The sequence below is a fragment of the Streptomyces sp. Ac-502 genome, assembly GCF_045222935.1.
GTDB lineage: Bacteria > Actinomycetota > Actinomycetes > Streptomycetales > Streptomycetaceae > Streptomyces > Streptomyces monomycini.
In genome coordinates this window covers 6702825-6726737 of the sequence record NZ_JBHFFO010000001.1, presented here as the reverse complement: position 1 = coordinate 6726737, position 23913 = coordinate 6702825, and the positions used below count along the sequence as shown (strand labels likewise).

The 23913-nt window shown below is 71.7% G+C and carries 20 protein-coding genes and 2 pseudogenes; 12 read left to right on the top strand and 10 right to left on the bottom strand.

From position 1 onward, the window contains the following. Positions 1–48: 48 nt before the first annotated feature. The 5 genes from ACEXOX_RS30795 to ychF all read right to left on the bottom strand — a co-directional run bounded on the left by ACEXOX_RS30795 (position 49) and on the right by ychF (position 3702). Entirely contained in the window at positions 49–801 is a 753-nt protein-coding gene (locus ACEXOX_RS30795) for a GntR family transcriptional regulator (protein WP_030020234.1), read from the bottom strand. A gap of 442 nt (positions 802–1243) precedes the next feature. After that, positions 1244–1594, bottom strand: a complete 351-nt coding sequence (locus ACEXOX_RS30790) for an inositol monophosphatase family protein (RefSeq protein WP_406524333.1) — start codon at positions 1592–1594, stop codon at positions 1244–1246. A 29-nt stretch (positions 1595–1623) separates the two neighbouring features. Further along, positions 1624–2019: a PIN domain-containing protein gene (locus ACEXOX_RS30785; RefSeq protein WP_406524332.1), complete on the bottom strand. Its 396-nt coding sequence runs from the start codon at positions 2017–2019 to the stop codon at positions 1624–1626. Further along, complete coding sequence (locus ACEXOX_RS30780; RefSeq protein WP_406524331.1) at positions 2009–2257, bottom strand: hypothetical protein; 249 nt, start codon at positions 2255–2257, stop codon at positions 2009–2011. Before ACEXOX_RS30780 ends, ACEXOX_RS30785 begins: the two co-directional genes overlap by 11 nt. Before the next feature lie 356 nt (positions 2258–2613). Next, positions 2614–3702, bottom strand: a complete 1089-nt coding sequence (gene ychF, locus ACEXOX_RS30775; RefSeq protein ID WP_406524330.1) for a redox-regulated ATPase YchF — start codon at positions 3700–3702, stop codon at positions 2614–2616. A gap of 472 nt (positions 3703–4174) precedes the next feature. Between ychF and ACEXOX_RS30770 the strand changes: the two genes are divergently transcribed. After that, positions 4175–4954 (top strand): DUF6542 domain-containing protein, encoded by a 780-nt coding sequence (locus tag ACEXOX_RS30770; protein WP_406524329.1) that lies wholly within the window; start codon positions 4175–4177, stop codon positions 4952–4954. Here ACEXOX_RS30770 and ppgK read toward each other — a convergent pair. Both ppgK and ACEXOX_RS30760 read right to left on the bottom strand, forming a co-directional pair. Then, a complete protein-coding gene (ppgK, locus tag ACEXOX_RS30765; protein WP_406524328.1) occupies positions 4920–5798 on the bottom strand; it encodes a polyphosphate--glucose phosphotransferase in 879 nt (292 codons plus the stop codon). The genes ACEXOX_RS30770 and ppgK overlap by 35 nt on opposite strands. Before the next feature lie 96 nt (positions 5799–5894). Further along, positions 5895–6956 carry a 4-hydroxy-3-methylbut-2-enyl diphosphate reductase gene (locus ACEXOX_RS30760; RefSeq protein WP_406524327.1) on the bottom strand — a complete coding sequence of 354 codons (1062 nt, stop codon included), beginning with the start codon at positions 6954–6956 and terminating at the stop codon, positions 5895–5897. Between the two features lie 527 nt (positions 6957–7483). On the opposite strand from ACEXOX_RS30760, the gene ACEXOX_RS30755 reads away from it, so the two are divergent. From ACEXOX_RS30755 to ACEXOX_RS30740, 4 genes and pseudogenes are all read left to right on the top strand, one after another. Continuing rightward, entirely contained in the window at positions 7484–8800 is a 1317-nt protein-coding gene (locus ACEXOX_RS30755) for an APC family permease (RefSeq protein ID WP_406524326.1), read from the top strand. A gap of 174 nt (positions 8801–8974) precedes the next feature. After that, a pseudogene (xseA, locus tag ACEXOX_RS30750) lies at positions 8975–10215 on the top strand (exodeoxyribonuclease VII large subunit). A 10-nt stretch (positions 10216–10225) separates the two neighbouring features. Further along, positions 10226–10516, top strand: a complete 291-nt coding sequence (locus tag ACEXOX_RS30745) for an exodeoxyribonuclease VII small subunit (protein ID WP_406524325.1) — start codon at positions 10226–10228, stop codon at positions 10514–10516. A gap of 279 nt (positions 10517–10795) precedes the next feature. Further along, positions 10796–11389: a malonic semialdehyde reductase gene (locus ACEXOX_RS30740; protein ID WP_030024650.1), complete on the top strand. Its 594-nt coding sequence runs from the start codon at positions 10796–10798 to the stop codon at positions 11387–11389. A gap of 181 nt (positions 11390–11570) precedes the next feature. Here the strand turns inward: ACEXOX_RS30740 and ACEXOX_RS30735 are convergent, their stop codons facing one another. Then, entirely contained in the window at positions 11571–12107 is a 537-nt protein-coding gene (locus ACEXOX_RS30735) for a DUF4245 domain-containing protein (protein ID WP_406526518.1), read from the bottom strand. Positions 12108–12307: 200 nt separating this feature from the next. Here ACEXOX_RS30735 and glpX point away from each other — a divergent pair, with 200 nt between their 5' ends. Continuing rightward, entirely contained in the window at positions 12308–13339 is a 1032-nt protein-coding gene (gene glpX, locus ACEXOX_RS30730; RefSeq protein WP_406524324.1) for a class II fructose-bisphosphatase, read from the top strand. A gap of 164 nt (positions 13340–13503) precedes the next feature. Here glpX and ACEXOX_RS30725 read toward each other — a convergent pair whose 3' ends face one another. Beyond that, positions 13504–13866: a WhiB family transcriptional regulator gene (locus ACEXOX_RS30725; RefSeq protein WP_033040133.1), complete on the bottom strand. Its 363-nt coding sequence runs from the start codon at positions 13864–13866 to the stop codon at positions 13504–13506. Positions 13867–14253: 387 nt separating this feature from the next. Continuing rightward, a pseudogene (locus tag ACEXOX_RS30720) lies at positions 14254–14921 on the bottom strand (DUF1707 domain-containing protein); the annotation flags it as partial. 170 nt (positions 14922–15091) lie between these two features. Between ACEXOX_RS30720 and ACEXOX_RS30715 the strand changes: the two are divergent. From ACEXOX_RS30715 to ACEXOX_RS30690, 6 genes are all read left to right on the top strand, one after another. Then, the gene (locus tag ACEXOX_RS30715; RefSeq protein WP_406524323.1) at positions 15092–16786 is read left to right on the top strand and encodes a fumarate hydratase; all 1695 of its coding nucleotides are present in this window, start codon (positions 15092–15094) and stop codon (positions 16784–16786) included. Positions 16787–16891: 105 nt separating this feature from the next. Beyond that, positions 16892–18304, top strand: a complete 1413-nt coding sequence (locus ACEXOX_RS30710) for a class II fumarate hydratase (RefSeq protein WP_406524322.1) — start codon at positions 16892–16894, stop codon at positions 18302–18304. A 56-nt stretch (positions 18305–18360) separates the two neighbouring features. Further along, complete coding sequence (locus ACEXOX_RS30705; RefSeq protein ID WP_406524321.1) at positions 18361–19071, top strand: DUF402 domain-containing protein; 711 nt, start codon at positions 18361–18363, stop codon at positions 19069–19071. Between the two features lie 324 nt (positions 19072–19395). Further along, positions 19396–20079, top strand: a complete 684-nt coding sequence (locus tag ACEXOX_RS30700) for a class I SAM-dependent DNA methyltransferase (RefSeq protein WP_406524320.1) — start codon at positions 19396–19398, stop codon at positions 20077–20079. Between the two features lie 47 nt (positions 20080–20126). Continuing rightward, positions 20127–22283, top strand: coding sequence for a SpoIIE family protein phosphatase (locus tag ACEXOX_RS30695; protein ID WP_406524319.1), 2157 nt, complete (start codon positions 20127–20129; stop codon positions 22281–22283). Positions 22284–22445: 162 nt separating this feature from the next. Next, positions 22446–23909 (top strand): catalase, encoded by a 1464-nt coding sequence (locus ACEXOX_RS30690; RefSeq protein WP_406524318.1) that lies wholly within the window; start codon positions 22446–22448, stop codon positions 23907–23909. Positions 23910–23913 lie beyond the last annotated feature (4 nt).

Genomic DNA, 23913 nt, shown 5'->3' with positions numbered 1-23913 from the left:
TCAGCCGCCACAAACAAGGGAAGGACGCGCCCCCCTGCCCCCACCCCCTCAATGCACCGGCAAGTGATAAGCCACCCGATGGCGGTCGGCGAGCGTCACGACGTCGGCGGTCTCCACAGGGCGACCGCCCGCGAAGTACGTACGCGAGATGACCAGCACCGCATGGCCCGGCACCCCGCCCAGCGCCATGGCTTCCTCCGCCAGCCCGGGGCGCGCCCCGACCTCCTCCACCACGTTGTCCACGATCACGTCGATGGCCGCCATCCGCTCGACCACCCCGCGCCCGGCCAGCGGCCCCTCCTCGGGCAGCATCACCGGCGTGCGTCCCGTGATGTCCAGCGGCTCCCAGGACGTCGAGAGCATGGCCGGCTCACCCTCCGCCCGGAAGAGATAACGCGTGCGCATCACCCGGTCCCCCACCTGGATACGCAACCGGGAGGCGACGACCGGACCGGCCTCCTCCCGCTCGCTGCTGGACTCCCAGGTCCCCTTGACCCGCTCGTCGGCCTGCTCCTGCCGGAAGGGCGTGGCGCCGACGCCGGTGCGGTAGCCGGCCCGGGCGATACGGCGCGGGACGGGCTGCTCGCGGACGTACGTCCCCGACCCGGAGCGGCCCTCGACCAGACCTTCGGCCATCAGGACCTTGCGCGCCTCCAGGGCGACCGTGTCGGAGACGCCGTACTCTTCGCGGATGCGGGCCTGGGAGGGGAGGCGGGTGTGCGGGGGCAGCACACCTTCGACGATCTTCTGGCGCAGGTCGCCGGCGACGCGAAGGTACGCGGGCTGCTCACCGAAAGGCACATGCCCCTCCCAACAGCTTGACAGTCAGCAACAGCGTGGCAACCGCGCGTTGTTGACCGCAAGCCTGGGCCAGTAATTCACTCGATGTGATGAAGCCCAGCTCAACCGGCGTTCTGATCATGGAAGTGGCCCGCCTTCGGACACCCGTTCCCAGCCCGTTCCCGGCCGCCCGGCACGCCCGTACCATCCGTGCAGAAGTCGATACGCCACAAGTCGACACGACACGCGCAGCGCGCCCGACACCCGAAGCCGTACGGGAAGGCCCCACCATGCCCGACTCCCGCACACCCCCTTCTTCCCCTCCCTCTCCCCCTCCCTCCCTGTCCCCCATGCCGGAGGACTGGCAGCGCGCCCTGGCCGTCGTCGCCCACCCCGACGACCTCGAATACGGCGCGGCCGCCGCCATCGCCGAGTGGACCGGCCTGGCCCTACTGGTTGTTGATCAGGGCCAGCAGTTCGGCGTGCGTCTGTGGGGCGGACGCCACCAAGAGGCCGCCCGCGCCGGTGTGCAAGGGCTGGCCGTGGATGCGGTCACCGTGCAGCCGGCTGCACGGCACAGGGCGATCCCGGCGGCGAAGTGCACGCTGTCGCGGAGGTCTCCGTCGGTGACGTAGGCGGCTCGTCGGCCCGCGGCGACCCAGGGCACGGCCAGCGAGGAGGAGACGACGCGCGGCCGGAACCCCGCGACGAAGCCCGGGTCGGTGAGGAGGCGGACCGCCTGGAAAGCGGGGGCCTTGGGGAAGGGGCGATCGAAGGTCACGACGGCGCCCGGCCGACAGCCCGGGCGCACCATAAAATGACGGCAGTCCCGGACGCGTATCTTCACAGACCGATGACTCGTACCCGCTGCCCACACAGCTTGACCATGTCGTCGGCATCCGACGTGAGCACCGCCGTCGGCCCCGGCAGACGCAGCGCCACTTCGGCGACCATGGCGTCGATCGCGTACTTATGCCCATGCAGCCTCGCCTCCTTCAGAAGCTGGGCACTGCGGCGGGCGCTCTCCTTCGACACCGCCTCCACGCGAATTCGGGACAACAGCCAGTTCAGCCGCGCCATGTCCACGCCGTCGTAGGAGACTTCGATGATCGTGGCAGCCGACATGGCGACATCTACCCCGTCACGCTCCGCCTGCTCCAAGAGCCGCATCACCTTGCGGTCCCGGTCGATCCACGAGGAGAAACCTTGCGAGTCAAGCACCAGGAACTCAATGTTCACGCCGCGCGCTCCGCTTCCCCCTCGGTTCCGTGCAGGAGCGCGCGGGCCTCAGCCATCTCCTCATCGGTGAACGCACCGAATTCCCCTGATAGCGGTCCAGCTCTTCCCGCAGAAGCCTGCGCCGCTCGGCCCGCTCGGCCAGCTCGGTGATATAGCCGGAGACGTTGTCGGTGTGCGCCTTCATGCTCTCCAGCAGCTCTGCCGGCAGCGTGATCGTGACCTTTTTCGTCTTCGCCATACCGCGACCATACCACGGTGTTACCACCAGGCGCAGAGGAGTAATCCGCGCCAGAGGCATGCGATCCCGCGTCCTGAATGCTGACGGTCACCCCACCCTCAAGAGCTGGAATTGATTCCGGCACTCGAGAGGGTGCTCCCCCTCCCACCAGGCGCCGCATCGCCCACCACCCAGCACGGGCGCCCTCATCCCATCCCGGCACAATCCCAGCACGGTAGGGATGAGCAGGGGGGATGACAGGTGACGAGGGGTCAGCTACCCCAGCACGGGAAAAATCTAAGGGCCCGACCCCGAAGAGTCGGACCCCACCTGACCTGCATGTTTGCCAGATCAGCGACGTAGTGATATGTCAGCCGCTACACGTTGAAGCGGAACTCCACCACATCCCCGTCCTGCATCACATAATCCTTGCCTTCCATCCGCGCCTTCCCCGCAGCACGCGCCTCGGCCACCGACCCCGTCTCCACCAAGTCCTCAAAAGAGATGACCTCGGCCTTGATGAAGCCCTTCTGGAAGTCCGTGTGGATGACGCCGGCCGCTTCGGGGGCCGTGGCGCCGCGCTTGATGGTCCAGGCGCGGGTTTCCTTGGGGCCGGCGGTGAGGTAGGTCTGGAGGCCGAGGGTGTTGAAGCCTACGTGGGCGAGGGTGGCGAGGCCGGGTTCTTCCTGGCCTACGGACTGGAGGAGTTCGAGGGCCTCCTCCTCGTCGAGTTCGGCGAGGTCGGCTTCCAGCTTGGCGTTGAGGAAGATGGCCTCGGCGGGGGCGACCAGGGCGCGCTGTTCGGCCTTGAAGTCGTCGTCGGTCAGCTCGTCCTCGTCGACGTTGAAGACGTAGAGGAAGGGCTTGGTGGTGAGGAGGTGGAGGTCGTGGAGGAGTTCCGAGCGCTCGGAGCCCTGGACGATGCCCTGGGAGAAGAGGGTGTCGCCCTTCTCCAGGATGGCCTTGGCCTCTTCGACCGCCTTGACCTTCGGTGCGACGTCCTTCTTGATGCGCGACTCCTTCTGGAGGCGCGGCAGGACCTTCTCGATGGTCTGGAGGTCGGCGAGGATCAGTTCGGTGTTGATGGTCTCGATGTCGTCCCGGGGCGAGACCTTGCCGTCGACGTGGACGACGTTCTCGTCCTTGAAGGCGCGGATGACCTGGCAGATCGCGTCGGACTCGCGGATGTTCGCCAGGAACTTGTTGCCCAGGCCCTCGCCCTCGGAGGCGCCGCGGACGATGCCGGCGATGTCGACGAAGTCGACGGTGGCCGGGAGGATCTTCTGGGAGTCGAAGATCTCGGCCAGCTTGGCGAGGCGGGGGTCGGGGACACCGACGACGCCGACGTTGGGCTCGATGGTGGCGAACGGGTAGTTGGCCGCCAGCACGTCGTTCTTGGTCAGGGCGTTGAACATGGTCGACTTGCCGACATTCGGCAGACCGACGATTCCGATCGTGAGCGACACGGTGGCGACTTCCCGGAGAGGATGCGGGTGGACTGGGCGACGGTGCGTACGGCCCGCTGCGGGGCCGGGCGGCCGTAAGGGGTGCGGTCCATGGAGGACCGGACCGGTCGTCCAGTCTACGGGGCGGGGAAAGGGGTGGGGTGAGGGGCGGGAGAAGGCGGCCGGAGAGCGATCTCGGGCGGGGTTCGTGGGGCTTGGGGGCGGGTACGCGTACGCTGCGTTACGGCCGTGGGGTGATTTGTACGCCGAATGGGCCGGTCAGGTCAGACAAAACGCGTGTCCTGTAACCGGTTGATACCACATGGCGGCCTACCGTTGCCGAGTGGAGCAACACAGAGCGCGCAGCCCCCAGCACAGTCCGCCCCGGACCGGCCGTCCGGCAGCGGGCCAGGACGCACGGCTTCCCCGCCCCGCGGAGGCCTTGCCGACGAACGCTCCGGAGGTCCGGGGCACCCGGGGCGCCCGGAATGCCGTGAATGCGGCGGGCACTCCGGGAGCACCCCGGGCCCCGGGCGGACCGGGCGCCCCGCGCGGCCCCGGAGCCGACGGGTACGGCGAGGAGAGTTCGACCGTCTACCGCGTCCGCGCGCGCCGGAGCGGGCCGCTGGCTCCGCTCGCGGCGGCCGCCGCGCGGCTGCCCGCGCCCCGGCTCACCGGGCTGGGGTGCGGCCTGCTCAGCACCCTCGCCCTCTTCGGCTTCGCCTTCCTCGACCGGCTGCTGTTCGGCGCCGCGCCGACGGCCTACGGGGTGTTCTTCGTCCTGGTGAGCGTGTGCGCCGGGCTGTGGGTACGGCCGTACGACCTGATCACGGCGCCGGTCGCGCTGCCCATCGCGTACACCGTCGGAACCGTACCGATCAGCCACAACACGGGCGGGGTCGGCGGCCTGCTGATGGGCGTCTTCACGGTGCTGGCGACGCAGGCGGGCTGGCTGTACGCGGGCACGCTGACCTGCACGCTGATCGTCCTCGTACGCAAGGTGGCGGCCCTGGCACGGCGGCAGGCCGAACGGCACGCGCGGCGGCAGGCGGCGCGTGCGGCGGGCCGGGCGCCCGCACGGGCGCAGAGCGCCGGGAAGGCGCCGGGCGCGGAACCGGAGCGCGTGCGCCGGCGGGTGGAGCAGGCGCCGGGGCCGGGACAGCGCCCGGGGCTGGGCCAGGGGCCGCACCGCCCCGGCCGCACGCCGGGGCAGTCCGCCGTCCAGCGGGCGGGCCAGGTCAGGGATCGGCCGGCCAGCCGACCTGCGACGTAGCGGAGGAGGGGGAAGGAGAAGCGCCGGGAGTGGCGGTGGAGAGGGGGCCTGCCGACGCGCCTGCGCCGGCGGGGGCCGCCGTGCCTTCCTGGCCCGCTGCCCGTGCGGCCATCGCGGCGCCCACGATGCCCGCGTTGTTCTGCAACTGGGCGGGCACGATCTCCGCCCGGATGCCCTCGATCAGCGGCAGGAACTTCGCCGCCTTGCGGCTGACGCCGCCGCCGATCACGAACAGCCGGGGCGAGAAGAGCATCTCCACGTGGGCCAGGTACTTCCGTACCCGGTGGGCCCACTGCTCCCAGCTCAGGTCCTCGTCGTCCTTGACCTTGGTGGACGCCCGCTTCTCCGCGTCGTGGCCGTGCAGCTCCAGGTGGCCCAGCTCGGTGTTGGGCACGAGCTTGCCGTCGGTGAAGACGGCGCTGCCGATGCCGGTGCCGAAGGTGAGCACGATGACCGTGCCGCCGCGGCCCTTGCCCGCGCCGAAGTGCATCTCGGCCAGGCCCGCCGCGTCGGCGTCGTTGAGGACCGTGACCGGGCAGCCGTCGGTCTCGCCGCCGAGGCGGCCCGCCAGCAGCGCGGCCGCGTTCCGGTCGATCCACCCCTTGTCGACATTGGCCGCCGTACGGGTGACGCCGTCCGTCACCACGCCGGGGAACGTCGCGCCGACCGGTCCCGTCCAGCCGAAGTGGTCCACGACCTGCTGGACGCAGTCCGCGACCGCGTCCGGGGTCGCCGGCCGCGGGGTCAGTACCTTGTACCGCTCGTCCGCCAGGTCACCGCGCTCCAGGTCCACCGGGGCGCCCTTGATGCCCGACCCGCCGATGTCCACACCAAAGACCTTCATGCCTAGAGGCTAGGCGGGGACGGGGCGGTTCACCCCTCGACTTTCGGGTTCGGGAGGGATCCGCCGGGCCGATCGGCCCGGGCGCCGCCCGGAGCATCAGCCCTCGGCGGCGGTCTTCGCCTCGGAGCGCAGGTCGCGGCGGAGTTCCTTCGGCAGGGAGAAGGTGATGGACTCCTCGGCGGCCTTGACCGTCTCCACGTCCTCGTAGCCGCGCTGGGCGAGCCAGTCCAGTACGCCGTGCACCAGGACCTCGGGGACGGAGGCACCGGAAGTCAGGCCGACCGTGGTCACGCCCTCCAGCCAGCTCTCGTCGATCTCCTCCGCGCCGTCGACCAGGTGGGCCGCGCGGGCGCCGGCGCCGAGGGCGACCTCGACGAGGCGGACGGAGTTCGAGGAGTTCTTGGAGCCGACGACGATGACGAGGTCGGCCTCGGCGCCCATCTGCTTGACGGCGGTCTGGCGGTTCTGCGTGGCGTAGCAGATGTCGTCGCTGGGCGGGGAGAGGAGGTTGGGGTAGCGGCCCTTGATGGCGTCGACCGTCTCCATGGTCTCGTCGACCGAGAGGGTGGTCTGGGAGAGCCAGACGACCTTGTCCGGGTCGCGGACCTCGATGTTCTTCACGTCCTCGGGGCCGTCGACGAGGGTGATGTGCTCGGGGGCCTCGCCGCTGGTGCCGATGACCTCTTCGTGGCCCTCGTGGCCGATCAGGAGGATGTCGAAGTCCTCCTTGGCGTACCGGACGGCTTCCTTGTGGACCTTGGTGACCAGCGGGCAGGTGGCGTCGATGGTGGCCAGCTTGCCCTGCTTGGCCTCGTCGTGGACGACCGGGGCGACGCCGTGCGCGGAGAAGATGACGATGTTGCCCTCGGGCACCTCCGCCGTCTCCTCGACGAAGATCGCGCCCTTCTTCTCCAGGGTCTTGACGACGTACTTGTTGTGGACGATCTCGTGGCGCACGTAGACGGGCGCGCCGTACTGTTCCAGGGCTTTCTCGACGGCGATCACGGCACGGTCCACGCCCGCGCAATAGCCGCGGGGCGCGGCGAGCAGGACCCGGCGGCGGTCCTCGCGCGGTGCGGCGTCTCCGTCCGGAACGGTCTCGCCGTCCGGAACGGTGGCGGGCGACGGGCTGGGCGTAGCAGCAGTCATACGATCCATCGTACGGGGCCGACTTCGGGGTTCGTGATGCCGCCGGGACGTGGCGGGGCGCGCAGCGCGACGGGGGCGTGCGGGTTCCGCTTCACGCGGGTTCCCGCGGGTCGCGCGGGTTCACGAGGGTTTACGCGGGCGTGGGCGCCCCCCACCGCTCCCCCACCGCCCCTCCGGCTCCCGGCGCGCCCTTCATGCACCCGCCGCGCCCCTGACCGCCTCCCCGGTCGCCTCCCTCGGCCGCCTCTCCTGGCGCGTCACCCCCGTCCGGATGCGGCCTTGCCCGAAGCTGGGAGACAGCCGACGATCATCGTCGGCCGTACGTCCCCTGCTGGAGTGACCGCCATGAGCGCACCGTCCGAGCCGAACCCGCCCGCCCGTCGTTCACCGCCGCCCTCCCCGGGCGCGCTGCGCGCGACGCCGCCTCCGGTACCGCCACGGCGCCCGGCGCGTCCGCCGCGCCCGGTGGCGGCGGGCTCCGGCGCACGCTGTCCTTCCGCGACCTGGTCGTCTACGGGCTGCTGTTCATCGCCCCGATGGCGCCCGTCGGGATCTTCGGCACGCTCCAGGCCAAGTCGCACGGCGCGATCACCATCGTCTACGTGGTGGCGACGGTCGCGATGGCCTTCACCGCGTACTCGTACGCGCAGATGGTGCGGGTCGCCCCGCAGGCCGGGTCGGTCTTCACCTACGCGCGGGCCGGGCTCGGCGACGGGGCGGGCTTCGTCGCCGGGTGGATGGCGATGCTCGACTACCTGCTGATCCCGGCGGTGGCGTACCTCTTCTCCGGCATCGCCATGCACGCGCTGGTGCCGTCCGTGCACCAGTGGGTGTGGACGGCGCTCGCGGTGGTCGTCACCACGCTGCTGAACCTCCTGGGGGTACGGACGGCGGCGGTGGCCGGCTTCGTGGTGCTGGCGATGGAGCTCGCGGTGCTGGTGGTGTTCGTGGTGACGGCGGTGTGGGTGCTGGCCACGGACGGGGCGCAGCGCGGCTGGTCGGTGCCGCTGACCGGCGAGGGGGCGTTCTCCACGAGTGCGGTGCTGGCCGCGGTGTCGGTCGCGGTGCTGTCGTATCTGGGGTTCGACGCGATCGCGTCGTTCGCGGAGGAGGCGAAGGAAGCGCCGCGCGAAGCACGTCCGGGGCAAGGTGGCGGCGGGCGACGGGCGGGCGGAACCCGGGTGGCGCGGGCCGTACTGGTCTGCCTGGTCGTCGCGGGGGTGCTGTTCGCCGTACAGACGTACCTGGCGGCGCTGCTGGCGCCGATGTCGGCGGCGGAGCTGGCGGAGAAGCCCGCCGAGCAGGGCGACGCCTTCTACACGACGGCGAACGCGGCCGCCGGCGAGTGGCTGCAGAAGCTGGTGGCGGCGAGCAAGGCCGTCGGGGCGGCGTTCGCGGCGCTGGCGGGGCAGGCGGCGGCCGGGCGGCTGCTGTTCGCGATGGCGCGGGACCGGCGGCTGCCGGGCGCGATGTCGAAGGTGGACGCGGGCAGCGGGGTGCCGCGGCGGGCCTTGCTGGGCGCCGCGGTGGTGACGCTGGTCGCGGCGGTGTGGGCGGCCCGCCGCGACGACGGGCTGGATCACCTGTCCTCGATCGTCAACGTGGGCGCGCTGACCGCCTTCGGACTGCTGCACGCCTCGGTGATCGGCTGGTTCTGGGTACGCAAGCGGGCCGAGCGGCCGAGCCTCCTCAAGCATGTGCTGGTGCCGGTGCTGGGGCTGGGTGTGGTGGTCGCGGTCGTCGTGGAGGCGTCCCGGACCGCGCAGATCGTCGGCGCGGCCTGGCTGGTGGTGGGGCTGGTGGTACTGGCGGTGCAGTACGGGCGGCGGAAGGCCAGGGCGGCGGGTGGCTGACGCCGCTACGGGCCGTACGGGCACAGGGCCACCGCGCCCCGGCGGTCCGTACGGGCACAGGGCCACCGCGCCCCGGCGGTCCGTACGGCGCCTGGAGCCGCACGCCCCGGCGGACCGTAAAGACGCAGAGCCGCGCACTCCGGCGTTGTCAGTGCCGGGCTATACGCTCGTGGCATGAGTGTGAGGACGTCTGCGGAGGCGCCGATCCCCGTCGGCGAGGTGTCGCGGCTCATCGGGGGGTGGATCGACCGGCTGGGAGCCGTCTGGGTCGAGGGGCAGATCACGCAGCTGTCCCGGCGGCCGGGCGCCGGTGTGGTCTTCCTGACGCTGCGCGATCCGTCGTACGACATCTCGGTGAGCGTGACGTGCTACCGCCAGGTCTTCGACAAGATCGCGGACGTGGTCAGCGAGGGCGCGCGCGTCGTCGTGCACGCCAAGCCGGAGTGGTACGCCCCGCGCGGCCAGCTCTCGCTGCGGGCCGCCGAGATCAAACCGGTGGGCGTCGGCGAACTGCTGGCGCGCCTGGAGCAGCTGAAGAAGTCGCTCGCCGCCGAGGGCCTGTTCCGGTCGGAGCGCAAGCGGGGCTGCCGTTCCTGCCGCAGCTGATCGGCCTGGTGTGCGGCCGGGCCAGCGCCGCCGAGCGGGACGTCCTGGAGAACGCCCGGCTGCGCTGGCCGGCGGTCCGCTTCGAGGTGCGCAACGTGCCGGTGCAGGGCGTGCACGCGGTGCCCCAGGTGATCGAGGCGGTCAAGGAGCTGGACGCGCTCCCCGAGGTCGACGTGATCATCGTGGCGCGCGGCGGCGGCAGCGTCGAGGATCTGCTGCCGTTCTCGGACGAGCAGCTCGTACGGGCCGTGGGTGCCGCCCGTACCCCCGTCGTCTCCGCGATCGGCCACGAACCGGACTCGCCGCTGCTGGACCTGGTCGCCGATCTGCGCGCCTCGACCCCGACGGACGCGGCGAAGAAGGTCGTACCGGACGTCGGCGAGGAGTTCGCCCGCATCCAGCAGTTGCGCGAGCGGGCGCTGCGCGCGATCAGCGGCTGCCTGGACCGCGAGGAGCGCGGCCTGGCCGCGGCCCTGAGCAGGCCCTCCATGCAGCGGCCCCACCGGATGGTCGAGGAGCGCGAGGACCAGGTCACAGCCCTGCTGGAGCGCGGCCGGCGCACTCTGGGGCATCTGCTGGACCGCGCCGACTCGGAGCTGTCGCACACACTGGCGCGGGTCGTCGCCCTCTCCCCCAAGGCGACCCTGGAACGTGGCTACGCGGTGCTCCAGAAACCGGACGGCTCGGCCGTGCGGTCGCCGCGCGAGGTCGCGCCGGACGACGAACTGCGGGCCCGGGTCGCCGAGGGCGAGTTCCGGGTACGGGTGTCCGGGAACGGCCCACGGTCCGATGTCACACCCCCGGAATAGGGTGGGAGCCATGGCGAAGGCGAAGACGGACGACGACACGATGGCGGACGGCACGGCGGACGCGGCGCAGTCGGACGGCTCCACGCTCGGGTACGAACAGGCCCGGGACGAGCTGATCGAGGTCGTCCGCAGTCTGGAGGCCGGCGGGACCACGCTGGAGGAGTCCCTCGCGCTCTGGGAGCGCGGCGAGGAGTTGGCAAAGGTCTGCCGCCGCTGGCTGGACGGGGCGCGGGCGCGCCTGGACGCGGCGCTGGCGGAGGAAGCGGAAGAGGAGGAGACGGGCGAGGACGCGGCCGGGTAGCGGCCGCGTAGATCCGGGCAAGGCCGCGGTGGAGCCGCGCCTCAGTGGCCGAAGCCTCGGAGGCTGAAGCCTGAGTGGCCGAAGCCTCAGAGGCCGAACAGAGCCGGGCCCGGGCTGCCACCATCCGTACGCCCTCGGGGCCGCACGCCCGCCCCAAGGCATCACCACCCTGTGGAACCTTGTGAATCGGGTCACGATTCCACCGTATTAGTTGAAACTTAATCTATCTTGGTTACAGTTGATGACGAACACGGAAATCCCGACTTACGAGGTGCCCTCATGTCTCTCGCGCTCGACGCCGCCGCCCAGGACCTCCTCTTCCGCGAGGCTCAGACCGCCAACTCGTTCACGGACGAGCCGGTGACGGACGAGCAGGTGCAGGCCATCTACGACCTGGTGAAGTACGCCCCCACCGCCTTCAACCAGTCGCCGCTGCGCATCACCATGGTCCGCTCCGAGGACGCCCGCGAGCGCCTGGTGCGGCACGCGATGGGCGCCAACGGCCCGAAGACGCTGAGCGCGCCGCTGACCGTGATCCTCTCCACGGACCTGGACTTCCACGAGAAGCTGCCGACGCTGTTCCCGCACGCCCCCGGCATCAAGGACACCTTCTTCTCCGAGGCCGCCGTCCGTGAGGTCGCCGGCGTCCAGAACGCCACGCTGCAGGCCGGCTACTTCATCGTCGGCGTCCGCGCGGCGGGCCTGGCCGCGGGCCCGATGACCGGCTTCGACTTCGCCGGCATCGACAAGGAGTTCTTCGGCGACGGCAAGCAGAAGTCCTTCATGGTCATCAACATCGGCAAGCCGGGCGCCGACGCGTTCTTCCCGCGCTCGCCGCGGCTGGGCTTCGACGAGGCCGTCACCACCGTCTGATCCGGCCGGGGGCCCGGGGGTCGCCCCCGGACAGACACAGCCCGCGCTCGCCGCGGCTGGGCTTCGACGAGGCCGTCACCACCGTCTGATTCGGCGCCGCCCGACCAGCACGTACGACGAGGCCGCCGCACCCATCCCGGGTGCGGCGGCCTCGTCGTATCCGTCCGGAGCGGCCGGCCCGTCAGCCCTTCTCGGCCTTCAGCGAGGCCGCCAGCTCGGCGAGCCGACCGTACGGCGCGGTGCCGGTGAGGACGGTCGTGACGCCCTCCTCCTCGCGCACCAGCGCGCGGTACTTCTCGCCCTTGTAGCGGTCCCACTTCACGCCGCCGACGGCCTGCCGGCCCGCGGCCTTCTCGGCGCCCAGCGTGACGTCCTGAATGAACTTCTTCGCGGGCGCGTCGCTCTGCTCCAGCGACGCGTACTCCTGCTCCGGGTCGAGGAAGCCCAGGTGCCAGGCGCCGCCCTTGCCGTCCTTGCTCGCCTTGTACGTGACGGAGGTGGCGCGCCAGCCCTCGGGCAGTCCCTCGGGCGCGGCGACCGGGTACGGCGCGGCACGCCGGGCGGTCGCGAGCTCGACGCGGTAGTCGACCGTCTTGACCGCGTTCACCTCGGCGGTCCTGCTGTCGTTGTGCGGGATGAAGACATAGATGCCCGCGACGAGGGCGCCGATCACCGCCATCGACAGGACCATGTCCCGAACCGTCTGCTTGCCTCGCATACCTGCCACGCCTCTATGGTCCCCCATCCCCGGCTCCGCGAAGACACGCCCCCCGCCCGCCGCCCGCCGCGCGGGGACACGCCCGCATGGCTCCATGTCGCCGCTCATGCGTAGGGCCCGCTGCTCATTTTGGCGACGTACCGATAAAGTCATAGCCACCCTCACCATTCCGGCCGTCGCCGTACAGAAAGGTGCGCTCGATGACCGAGCATCATCTGCCGTCCCAACTAGAGGTCAGCCCCGAGGCTCCCGACCGCAACCTCGCGCTGGAGCTCGTCCGGGTGACCGAAGCCGGAGCCATGGCCTCGGGCCGCTGGGTCGGGCGCGGCGACAAGAACGGCGCCGACGGCGCCGCCGTCAAGGCCATGCGTGCCTTGATCCACACCGTCTCGATGAACGGCGTCGTGGTCATCGGGGAGGGCGAGAAGGACAACGCCCCGATGCTCTACAACGGCGAGCGGGTCGGTGACGGCACCGGAGCCGAGTGCGACGTGGCCGTGGACCCGGTCGACGGCACCACGCTGACCGCCAAGGGCATGGCCAACGCCGTCTCCGTGATGGCCGTGGCCGAGCGCGGCGCCATGTTCGACCCGTCCGCGGTCTTCTACATGGACAAGCTGGCCACCGGCCCGGAGGCCGCCGACTTCGTCGACATCACGGCGCCGGTCGGCGTGAACATCCGCCGGATCGCCAAGGCGAAGAAGTCCGCCGTCGAGGACGTCACCGTCGTCATCCTGGACCGGCCGCGCCACGAGGGCCTGGTCAAGGAGGTACGGGAGGCCGGCGCCCGGATCAAGTTCATCTCCGACGGCGACGTGGCCGGCGCGATCATGGCAGCCCGCGAGGGCACCGGCGTCGACCTGCTGCTGGGCATCGGCGGTACGCCGGAGGGCATCATCGCCGCATGTGCGCTGAAGTGCCTGGGCGGCACCCTTCAGGCCAAGCTGTGGCCCAAGGACGACGAGGAGCGGCAGCGCGCGATCGACGCCGGGCACGACCTGGACCAGGTGTTGCAGACCGACGACCTGGTCCGCGGCGACAACGTCTTCTTCGTCGCCACCGGCATCACCGACGGCGACCTGCTGCGCGGGGTGCGCTACCGCGCCGAGACCGCCACCACCTCATCGCTGGTGATGCGCTCCAAGTCCGGCACGATCCGCCGGGTCGACTCCGAGCACCGGCTCTCCAAGCTGCGCGCGTACAGCTCGGTCGACTTCGAGCGCCCCAACTAGCCCGAACCGGCCACAACCGGTCACGACCGGTCCCGGCAAGGCCGTCGCGGCACCCGGCAACCGCCTTCGGGCGCCCCGGTCGGCCCCGCACACACTCGGGCCGGGACTCCGCCGTCTTCCCGGCGGGGTCCCGGCCCGTCACGCGTGCCGGTCGCACGGGCCGCTCAACCGGCGGCGGCCTGCATACGGGCCGAGCGCTGCAGCTCGGTCTCCCGGCGCCGGCGGCGGGCCAGTACGACCCGGCGTTCGGCGGCGGTCAGGCCGCCCCACACCCCGTAGGGCTCCGGCTGCACGAGGGCGTGCTCCCGGCATTCGATCATCACCGGGCAGCGGGCACAGACCCGCTTGGCGGCTTCCTCCCTCGCCAGGCGCGCGGCGGTCGGCTCCTTGGACGGTGCGAAGAACAGGCCCGCCTCGTCACGGCGGCACACCGCCTCCGCGTGCCAGGGACCGGCCTCTTCGCGAGAGGGAACCCGCTGGGACGGAACAACTGCGGTGTCCTGCAGAGGCTGATGCGGTAGCAGCACGGTCTACTCCTGACGACGGCTTCGGCGAAGAGTCACCCTTGCCCGTCTCGCTGCGCACGACTTTTCGCACCCCGCAGCCGTACGAGAGACGATGCACCAGCCCTACCCGCTGTACGCGTGCTTATGCACACGGTTGCGATCGGCCGCCGAGCAGTACGGACGCGCCGCGGAAACACCGCCTCCGGGGCCGGAGCGCCGCCGTCGCGGCCCCGGCCCGCCGGCCGGTCAGTCGCGGTGGCCGCCGTGCGGCCGCCCGCGCCGCTCGTCCCGCCGCTCGTCGCGCCAGGCCCGGCGCTGGTCCCGGCGGCCCTCGAACCGGTCCCGGCGCTCGTCGTACCGGTCCCGGCGCTCGTCGCGCCGCTGCTCCTGCCACGCGCGCCGGGCGCCCCGCAGATCGTCACGCAGGTCGCGCAGCCACTTGCCGCGCTTGGCCCGGGCCTCGACGCTGCCGAGCACCGCGTAGCCGTTGACGAGGACGACCGGGGCGTCGGCGTCCACCGACTCGTGGGTCTCGACCTCGAAGGCGCCGAGCACGCCGGAGCCGTTGCTGCGCAGGGTGACGTTCTCGGGCACCCGGATCTCCACGCTGCCGAAGATCGAGGTGACGTTGATCCGGACCTGCTGCTGCTGGAAGATCCCCTCGGTCAGGTCGATCTCCACGCTGCCGAAGACCGCGACGGCGTTGATACGGGCGGGCACCCGCCAGCGGCCCTTGCGGGTCGACGCGCTGAAGATCGCGACCATGCTCTGGTCCGGCAGCGCGCCGCCCGGCTCCGCCTCGTACGCGGCGGCCGCGGGCCGGGGCCGGGGACGTCGCCCTCCGCGGGCAGGTCGCGTACCAGCGGCTCCAGTTCGCCCATCGTCTTGGCGCGGTAGACCAGGTCGATGCGCTCGGAGTGCTCCTCGGCGTCCAGCCGCCCGACCGCCAGCGCCTCGCGCAGGATCTCCGCGATCCGGTCCCGGTCGGCATCGGAGGCCCTCAGCTCGGCCTCGGCCACGGGCTTGGTCAGGTTCACCGGCTGCTGGGCTCGCTTGGCGAGCGACGATTCGTCCACGGAGGCAGCCTACCGAAACGCGATAGATCGCGACTAGAGGACACACGGTCCCGAAGGCGTTCCAGGTGAGCCTTACCTCACAGCGGCGACCGGGAGCGGGGGTTCTACGCTGGTCAGGCGCTGCCGCAGATGTCAGCCGAAATCCACCGCCCAGTGAGGAATAACCCCTGATGCCCCCCGTCTCGCGCCCAGCCCGCCCGGAGTTCGCCTATACCGACCTGCTCCCCGTAGGCGAGGACAACACCCCCTACCGCCTCGTCACTTCGGAGGGTGTGAGCACCTTCGAGGCCGACGGGCGTACGTTCCTCAAGGTCGAGCCGGAGGCGCTGCGCAAGCTGGCCGCCGAGGCGATGCACGACATCGCGCACTACCTGCGCCCGGCCCACCTCGCCCAGCTTCGCCGCATCCTGGACGACCCCGAGGCGTCCGCCAACGACCGCTTCGTGGCGCTGGACCTGCTGAAGAACGCCAACATCGCGGCGGCGGGCGTGCTGCCGATGTGCCAGGACACCGGCACCGCCATCGTCATGGGCAAGCGCGGCCAGAACGTACTGACGCGGGGCCGTGACGAGGAAGCGCTCTCCCGGGGCATCTACGACGCGTACACCGAGCTGAACCTGCGGTACTCCCAGATGGCCCCGCTGACCATGTGGGACGAGAAGAACACCGGCTCCAACCTGCCGGCCCAGATCGAGCTGTACGCGAACGACGGGGACGCGTACAAGTTCCTGTTCATGGCCAAGGGCGGCGGCAGCGCCAACAAGTCCTTCCTCTACCAGGAGACGAAGGCCGTCCTCAACGAGGCGAGCATGATGAAGTTCCTGGAGGAGAAGATCCGCTCGCTGGGCACGGCCGCCTGCCCGCCGTACCACCTGGCGATCGTCGTCGGCGGCACCAGCGCCGAGTACGCGATGAAGACCGCGAAGTACGCCTCCGCGCACTACCTGGACGAGCTGCCCGCCGAGGGCTCCCCCACCGGCCACGGCTTCCGTGACAAGGAGCTGGAGGAGAAGGTCTTCGAGCTGACGCAGAAGATCGGCATCGGCGCGCAGTTCGGCGGCAAGTACTTCTGCCACGACGTGCGCGTGGTGCGCCTGCCCCGGCACGGCGCGTCCTGCCCGGTCGCCATCGCCGTCTCCTGCTCCGCCGACCGCCAGGCCGTCGCGAAGATCACCGCCGAGGGCGTCTTCCTGGAGCAGTTGGAGAAGGACCCGGCGCGCTTCCTGCCGGAGACCACCGAGGCGGAGCTGACCGAGGGCGCGGGCCCGGACCTCGACGCGGTGAAGATCGACCTGAACCGCCCGATGGACGAGATGCTGGCCGAGCTGACCAAGCACCCGGTCAAGACCCGGCTCTCGCTCACCGGCACGCTGGTCGTCGCCCGCGACATCGCGCACGCGAAGATCAAGGAGCGGCTGGACGCGGGCGAGGAGATGCCCGAGTACCTGAAGAACCACCCGGTGTACTACGCGGGCCCGGCGAAGACCCCCGAGGGGTACGCGTCCGGCTCCTTCGGCCCGACCACGGCCGGCCGGATGGACGCCTACGTCGAGCAGTTCCAGGCGGCGGGCGGCTCGAAGATCATGCTGGCCAAGGGCAACCGCTCCCAGCAGGTCACCGACGCGTGCGCCGCGCACGGCGGCTTCTACCTGGGCTCGATCGGCGGCCCGGCGGCCCGCCTGGCGCAGGACTGCATCAAGAAGGTCGAGGTCCTCGAATACGAGGAACTGGGCATGGAGGCGGTCTGGCGGATCGAGGTCGAGGACTTCCCGGCGTTCATCGTCGTTGACGACAAGGGCAACGACTTCTTCCAGGATCCGGCGCCCGCTCCGACGTTCACCAGCATTCCGGTGCGGACCGCCTGACGGCCGTACGGCCCCCTGAGGGGTTCGCTTCGCGCGTACCGCCTGACGGACGAAACCTGCCGGTGCCCGGGAACAGAATCATGGTTCCCGGGCACTGACACAGGTATGAGCGACAACGGCCTGAGCGGCGACCACGGCGATTACCGGACCGAGCACGACTCGATGGGCGAGGTGAAGGTGCCCGCCCGCGCGAAGTGGCGGGCGCAGACGCAGCGGGCGGTGGAGAACTTCCCGGTCTCCGGGCAGCGGCTGGAGCGGGCACATATCGAGGCGCTGGCCCGTATCAAGGCCGCGGCGGCCAAGGCCAATGCCGGGCTGGGTGTGCTGGACGAGGACGTGGCGGCGGCGATCCAGGAGGCCGCGGCGGAGGTCGCGGACGGGAAGTGGGACGAGCATTTCCCCGTGGACGTGTTCCAGACCGGCTCCGGTACGTCGTCCAACATGAACACCAACGAGGTGCTCGCGACCCTCGCCACCGAGCGGCTGGGCCGCGACGTGCACCCCAACGACCACGTCAACGCCTCCCAGTCGTCCAACGACGTCTTCCCGTCCTCGATCCACATCGCGGCGACCGCGGCCGTCACCCGCGACCTGATCCCGGCGCTGGAGCAGCTGGCGGCCGCGCTGGAGCGCAAGGAGACCGAGTTCGCCGAGGTGGTGAAGGCGGGGCGGACGCATCTGATGGACGCCACGCCCGTCACCCTCGGCCAGGAGTTCGGCGGCTTCGCGGCGCAGGTCCGCTACGGCGTGGAGCGGCTGCGGTCCGCGCTGCCGCGGCTGGCCGAACTGCCGCTGGGCGGTACGGCGGTGGGCACCGGCATCAACACCCCGCCCGGCTTCCCCGCCGCGGTGATCGCCGAGGTGGCGCGGACGACGGGGCTGCCGCTGACCGAGGCGCGCAACCACTTCGAGGCGCAGGGCGCGCGGGACGCGGTCGTGGAGACCAGCGGGCAGCTGCGCACCATCGGCGTCGGCCTGACGAAGATCGCCAACGATCTGCGGTGGATGTCCTCGGGGCCGCGCACCGGTCTGGCCGAGATCAACCTGCCCGACCTGCAGCCCGGTTCGTCCATCATGCCCGGCAAGGTCAACCCGGTCATCCCGGAGGCGGTGCTGATGGTGGCCGCGCAGGTCACCGGCAACGACGCGACGGTGGCCGCGGCGGGTGCCGCGGGCAACTTCGAGCTGAACGTGATGCTGCCGGTCATCGCGAAGAACGTGCTGGAGTCGGTGCGGCTGCTGGCCAACGTCTCCCGGCTGCTCGCGGACCGCACGGTCGACGGGATCACCGCCAACGTCGAACGGGCGCGTGAGTACGCCGAGTCGTCGCCCTCCGTCGTCACGCCGCTGAACAAGTACATCGGGTACGAGGAGGCCGCCAAGGTCGCCAAGAAGTCGCTGGCCGAGCGGAAGACGATCCGCGAGGTGGTCATCGAGTCCGGGTACGTCGGCCAGGGGCTGTTGACGGAGCAGCAGTTGGACGAGGCGCTCGACGTGCTGAGCATGACACATCCGTAACGTTCCGTGCGGCTTCCGTCACAGCCAGGACACCGGTGCCCCTCTAGGATCTGCCCATGACAGCGGACATGGTGGAGACGAGGAAGGGCGCCGCCGGGGCGAAGGGCACGCGGGCCGCCGTGGAGAGGCCGGGACGCTGGGCGCCCGGTGACCACATCCTGTGGCGGTACCGCGACAACGCCGGCGACGGTATCCACATCTGCCGTCCGATGACCGTCGTACAGGACACCGACGAGCTGCTCGCGGTGTGGATGGCGCCCGGCACGCCCTGCGTCAAGCCGGTGCTGGCCGACGGGACGCCCGTCCACCGCGAGCCGCTCGCCAGCCGGTACACCAAGCCGCGGCGCACCACCCGTGACCAGTGGTTCGGGACCGGGGTGCTGAAGCTGGCCCGGCCACGCGACCCCTGGTCGGTGTGGCTGTTCTGGGAGCCCGGCTGGCACTTCAAGAACTGGTACGTGAACCTGGAGGAGCCGCGGCGCCGCTGGGCGGGCGGCATCGACTCGCAGGACCACTTCCTGGACATCTGCGTGTATCCGGACCGGCATTGGGAGTGGCGTGACGAGGACGAGTTCGCGCAGGCGCAGCGGGACGGACTGATGCCGGCCGCGCTGGCGGGGGACGTACGGGCGGCGGGCCGCGCGGCGGTCGAGCACATCACCGCGTGGGGTGTGCCGTTCCGTTCGGGCTGGGAGGACTGGCGGCCCGACCCGGCGTGGGAGGTGCCGGGGCTGCCGGAGGACTGGGACCGGGCCGGGCGGGACTGAGAGCCCGGCTCCGGGGCGGATCGGCGGGCCCTCCGCCCGGTCGGTGCGTGGTGGGCGGCGGGCGTCCGCCCCGTCCGTGCGCGATGGGCTTCGGGAGCCCGCACGGGACGGCCGTACGAGGGGGCGGCTCCGGGCGCGCCGGCGGGCAGGTGAGGGCGCGGTGCGGCGTGCGAGTGAGCCCCCTTGATGCGCCCCTGGGGATCAACCGTAGGATCGTCCTCCACAAGACTGCACAGGCGTAACTCGAGACTGCACGGAACTGCACGGACGTGGCTCCCGAGGCGGAGTCCCGAACTTGACCGCGGTCGCAGGAGAGGCGAGGTCGTGAGCGCTGAAGGCTACGACGGATACGAGGGCCTGAACCGGTTAGTCCTGGACCGGGCGGGGCAGGCGGAGGCGTTCGACGCGATCGGCGACCGGTACGACGAGGCCTTCCCGCACAAGGAAGGACAGCTCGCGGCCGGCGCCCGGCTCGCGGCCGCGCTGCCGCCCGGAGCGCGGGTGCTGGACCTCGGCTGCGGTACGGGCCTGCCGACGGCCCGTCAGCTGGCGGACGCGGGGCACACGGTCGTCGGTGTGGACCTCTCCCCCTCGATGGTCGCGCTGGCCCGCGACAACGTCCCGGCGGCCCGCTTCCACCGGCTGGACGTCGCCGACCTGCGCGACGGCCGGCTCGGCGGTCCGGGCTCCTTCGACGGTGCCGTAGCCTTCTTCTCGCTGCTGATGCTGCCCCGCGCGGAGATCCCGTACACCCTGCGGATGCTGCACACCCTGCTGAAACCCGGCGGGCTGCTGGCCCTGTCCATGGTCGAAGCCGAGCTGGACGACTGCCCGATCCCGTTCCTGGGCAGCACGATCCGGGTATCGGGTTACCTGCGGGACGACTTGCGCCAGGTCGTGCACGACGCGGGCTTCGAAGTCACCGGGGAGGACTCCTATGCGTATGCCCCGGCCAGTACGGACACCCCACCCGAGTTCCAGCTCTTCCTGCACCTGCGACGCGCTTGAGACGCGGCGCGCGACGCGCGCAGCCCCGGACGGATGGAATCCCACGCGTGACGGAGCACCCGACCTCCCACGAACCGCGGCAGGCCGCCCCGCCTGCCGCGTCCTCGGCGACCCCGCACCAGGGCCGGCCCGAGCCGGCGCCGTGCACCGCGGCCGCCGATCCCCGCGGTTTTCCGGGGCGGTCCTCGGCCGGCGGACCGGCCGGGGTGGCTGACATGTCGGCCGCCGCGCCGCGCGGTGACGATTCTCCTGCGTGCGCCGCGGACGGCGGCCGGGCGGACGCCGGGGCCGGCCGGCCCCGGCCGCGCCCCGAGGAGACACCCGGGGTGCCGCCGCCCGCCGCACCGCACGGCGTGCCGGTGGAGACCGGCGCCCGCGGCGGGGCGGCCGGGCGCACCCCCGAGCAGACCGGCGGCCCCGGCGCGCCGCCCGCCCGTTCCGCGCACCCCGCGCAGGCCGCCGAGAGCGGCGAGCTGCTGGCGGCGCGTCAGGCGGGCGGTGACCGGCTGCGGTTCATCGGCGCGGCGACCCGGCGGATCGCCCGCGGCATAGACCTCGACGAGATCGTGCTGGGGCTGTGCCGGGCGACGGTGCCGACGTTCGCCGACGCGATCCTGGTCTATCTGCGCGACCCGCTGCCGGTGGGTGACGAGCGCCCGACCGGCCCGGTGGTGCTGCGGCTGCGCCGTACCGACCGGATTCCGGAGGAGCCGGACACCAACGGCGGGCGGCTGCCGATGCTGCCCGCGCAGCCGGATCTGAGCCCGGCGATGGGCGGCAGCGCGGCGGAGCTGTCCGAGGTGCTGCCGGGCGGGCCGCTGGCGGAGGTGCTGCGCGGCGTACGGCCGCTGTTCGGCGAGGTGCAGGCGGCGCGCGCCGCGCTGCCGGAGCTGCTCGGCCCGCTCACCCACCTGCCCGCCGGGCACCGGGTGATCCTGGCGCCGTTGCGCGGCCGCCGGGTGATCGGCGCCGCGGTGTTCCTGCGCCGCCCGGACCGTCCGGCCTTCGAGGCGGACGACCTGCTGGTGGCGGCGCAGTTGGCGACGCACACGGCGCTGGGTGTCGACAAGGCGGTGCTGTACGGGCGCGAGGCGTACATCGCCGACGCGCTCCAGCGCACGATGCTGCCGGACTCGCTGCCGCAGCCCACCGGCGTACGGCTGGCCAGCCGCTATCTGCCCGCCGCCGAGACGGCGCGGGTGGGTGGCGACTGGTACGACGCGATCCCGCTGCCCGGCAGCCGGGTGGCGCTGGTCGTCGGCGACGTGATGGGCCACTCCATGACCTCCGCGGCGATCATGGGCCAGCTGCGCACCACCGCGCAGACCCTCGCGGGGCTGGACCTGCCGCCGCAGGAGGTGCTGCACCATCTCGACGAGCAGGCGCAGCGGCTCGGTTCGGACCGGATGGCGACCTGCCTGTACGCGGTCTACGACCCGGTGGCGCACCGCATCATGGTCGCCAACGCCGGGCATCCGCCGCCCGTGATGCTGCACCGCGGCGGGCGCGCGGAGGTGCTGCGGGTGCCGCCGGGCGCGCCGATCGGCGTGGGCGGGGTGGACTTCGAGGCGGTCGAGCTGGACGCGCCCGCGGGCGCCACGCTCGTGCTGTACACGGACGGTCTGGTGGAGTCCCGTATCCGGGACGTGTGGACCGGCATCGAGCAGTTGCGGGAGCGGCTGATGGAGACGGCCCGGCTGACCGGGCCCAACCCGCCGCCTCTGGAGCCGCTGTGCGACGAGGTGCTGGACATGCTCGGCCCCGGTGACCGGGACGACGACATCGCGCTGCTCGCGGCCCGGTTCGACGGCATCGCGCCGAGCGACGTCGCGTACTGGTACCTGGACCCGAAGGCGCAGACGGCCGGGCAGGCCCGCCGGCTGGCCCGCCGGGCGCTGTCCCGGTGGGGCCTTGAGGAGCTGACCGATCAGCTGGAGCTGCTGGTCAGCGAGGTGGTCACGAACGCGGTGCGGTACGCGGAGCGGCCGATCACGCTGCGCCTGCTGCGGACGGACGTGCTGCGCTGCGAGGTCGGCGACGACGTGCCGCAGTTGCCCAGGCTGCGCCAGGCCCGGCCGTCCGACGAGGGCGGGCGCGGTCTGTACCTGGTCAACCGGATGGCCCGGCGCTGGGGCGCGACGCGGCTGAGCACCGGCAAGGTGGTGTGGTTCGAGCTGTCGATGCCGTTCGGGGGCGCCCCGTAAGCGGTGGTTTCCGGACGCGGCCGCCGGGGCGCCAGGGGGCGCGCCGGCGGCCGGACTTCGTCTCGAACCGGACGGCGTCCAACGGTTGCCGACACCGCGTCGGCGGAGTTGACTTCTGGGGTGCGAAGGGACTGACGACCCACCCCCGGGAGGCGCTCCGCCATGACCAGCTCCGCGCACGACGTCCCGCGTACGACGACCAACGCCGGCGTCCCGGTCGAGAGCGACGAGCACTCGCTCTCGGTGGGGTCCGACGGACCGCTGCTGCTCCAGGACCACTACCTGATCGAGAAGATGGCCCAGTTCAACCGGGAACGGGTGCCCGAGCGGGTGGTGCACGCCAAGGGCAGCGGCGCGTACGGCTTCTTCGAGGTGACCAACGACGTCAGCCAGTTCACCAAGGCGGACCTGTTCCAGCCGGGCCGGCGCACCGGGATGCTGGCCCGCTTCTCGACGGTCGCGGGCGAGCAGGGTTCGCCGGACACCTGGCGGGACCCGCGCGGCTTCGCGCTGAAGTTCTACACCGAGTACGGCAACTACGACCTGGTCGGGAACAACACGCCGGTCTTCTTCGTGCGCGACCCCAGCAAGTTCCAGGACTTCATCCGGTCGCAGAAGCGCCGCCCGGACAGCGGGGTGCGCGACCACGACATGCAGTGGGACTTCTGGACGCTGTCGCCCGAGTCGGCGCACATGGTCACCTGGCTGATGGGCGACCGCGGCATCCCGAAGACGTACCGGCACATGAACGGCTACGGCTCGCACACCTACATGTGGGTCAACGGCGGCGGCGAGCGTTTCTGGATCAAGTACCACATCAAGACCGACCAGGGCATCGACTTCCTCACGCAGGAGGAGGCCGACCGGCTGGCGGGCGAGGACGGCGACCTGCACCGCCGCGACCTGTACGAGTCGATCGCGGCCGGTGACGCGCCCTCGTGGACCCTGTACGTCCAGGTGATGCCGTTCGACGACGCGCCGGACTACCGCTTCAACCCGTTCGACCTGACCAAGGTGTGGCCGCACGGTGACTACCCGCTGACCGAGGTCGGCCGGATGACGCTGGACCGCAACCCCGAGGACTTCTTCGTCCACATCGAGCAGGCGGCCTTCGAGCCGTCCAACATGGTGCCGGGCATCGGCCCGTCGCCGGACAAGATGCTGCTGGGCCGGCTGTTCTCGTACCCGGACACCCACCGCTACCGCATCGGCCCGAACTACGCGCAGCTGCCGCCCAACCGCCCGCACTCGACGGTCAGCTCGTACGCGAAGGACGGCCCGATGCGCTACGAACCGGCGCACACGGCGGCGGTGTACGCGCCGAACTCGTACGGCGGTCCGGCGGCCGACACGCAGAACTTCGGCGACCCGGCGGGCTGGCACGCGGCGGGCGAGATGGTGCGCGAGGCGTACAAGCTGCGCCGCGATGACGACGACTGGGGCCAGGCGGGCACCCAGGTGCGTCAGGTGCTGGACGACGCGGCGCGTGGACGGCTGGTGGACAACGTCGCCGGGCACCTGTCGAAGGGCGTGAGCCGCCCGGTGCTGCTGCGCGCCCTCCAGTACTGGCGCAACGTGGACAAGGCGCTCGGAGACCGGATCGCCGCGCGGTTCAACGGCGGCTGAGCCG

What these genes read in the sequence shown, in the direction of transcription:
- ACEXOX_RS30760 (WP_406524327.1), bottom strand. Translation starts at nt 6,956, where the DNA reads ATGGATCGTATGACTGCTGCTACGCCCAGCCCGTCGCCCGCCACCGTT.
- ACEXOX_RS30780 (WP_406524331.1), bottom strand. Translation starts at nt 2,257, where the DNA reads ATGGCGAAGACGAAAAAGGTCACGATCACGCTGCCGGCAGAGCTGCTG.
- ACEXOX_RS30790 (WP_406524333.1), bottom strand. Translation starts at nt 1,594, where the DNA reads ATGGTGCGCCCGGGCTGTCGGCCGGGCGCCGTCGTGACCTTCGATCGC.
- ppgK (WP_406524328.1), bottom strand. Translation starts at nt 5,798, where the DNA reads ATGAAGGTCTTTGGTGTGGACATCGGCGGGTCGGGCATCAAGGGCGCC.
- ACEXOX_RS30740 (WP_030024650.1), top strand. Translation starts at nt 10,796, where the DNA reads ATGTCTCTCGCGCTCGACGCCGCCGCCCAGGACCTCCTCTTCCGCGAG.
- ACEXOX_RS30710 (WP_406524322.1), top strand. Translation starts at nt 16,892, where the DNA reads ATGAGCGACAACGGCCTGAGCGGCGACCACGGCGATTACCGGACCGAG.
- glpX (WP_406524324.1), top strand. Translation starts at nt 12,308, where the DNA reads ATGACCGAGCATCATCTGCCGTCCCAACTAGAGGTCAGCCCCGAGGCT.
- ACEXOX_RS30735 (WP_406526518.1), bottom strand. Translation starts at nt 12,107, where the DNA reads ATGCGAGGCAAGCAGACGGTTCGGGACATGGTCCTGTCGATGGCGGTG.
- ACEXOX_RS30755 (WP_406524326.1), top strand. Translation starts at nt 7,484, where the DNA reads ATGGCGCCCGTCGGGATCTTCGGCACGCTCCAGGCCAAGTCGCACGGC.
- ACEXOX_RS30690 (WP_406524318.1), top strand. Translation starts at nt 22,446, where the DNA reads ATGACCAGCTCCGCGCACGACGTCCCGCGTACGACGACCAACGCCGGC.
- ACEXOX_RS30715 (WP_406524323.1), top strand. Translation starts at nt 15,092, where the DNA reads ATGCCCCCCGTCTCGCGCCCAGCCCGCCCGGAGTTCGCCTATACCGAC.
- ACEXOX_RS30705 (WP_406524321.1), top strand. Translation starts at nt 18,361, where the DNA reads ATGACAGCGGACATGGTGGAGACGAGGAAGGGCGCCGCCGGGGCGAAG.
- ACEXOX_RS30745 (WP_406524325.1), top strand. Translation starts at nt 10,226, where the DNA reads ATGGCGAAGGCGAAGACGGACGACGACACGATGGCGGACGGCACGGCG.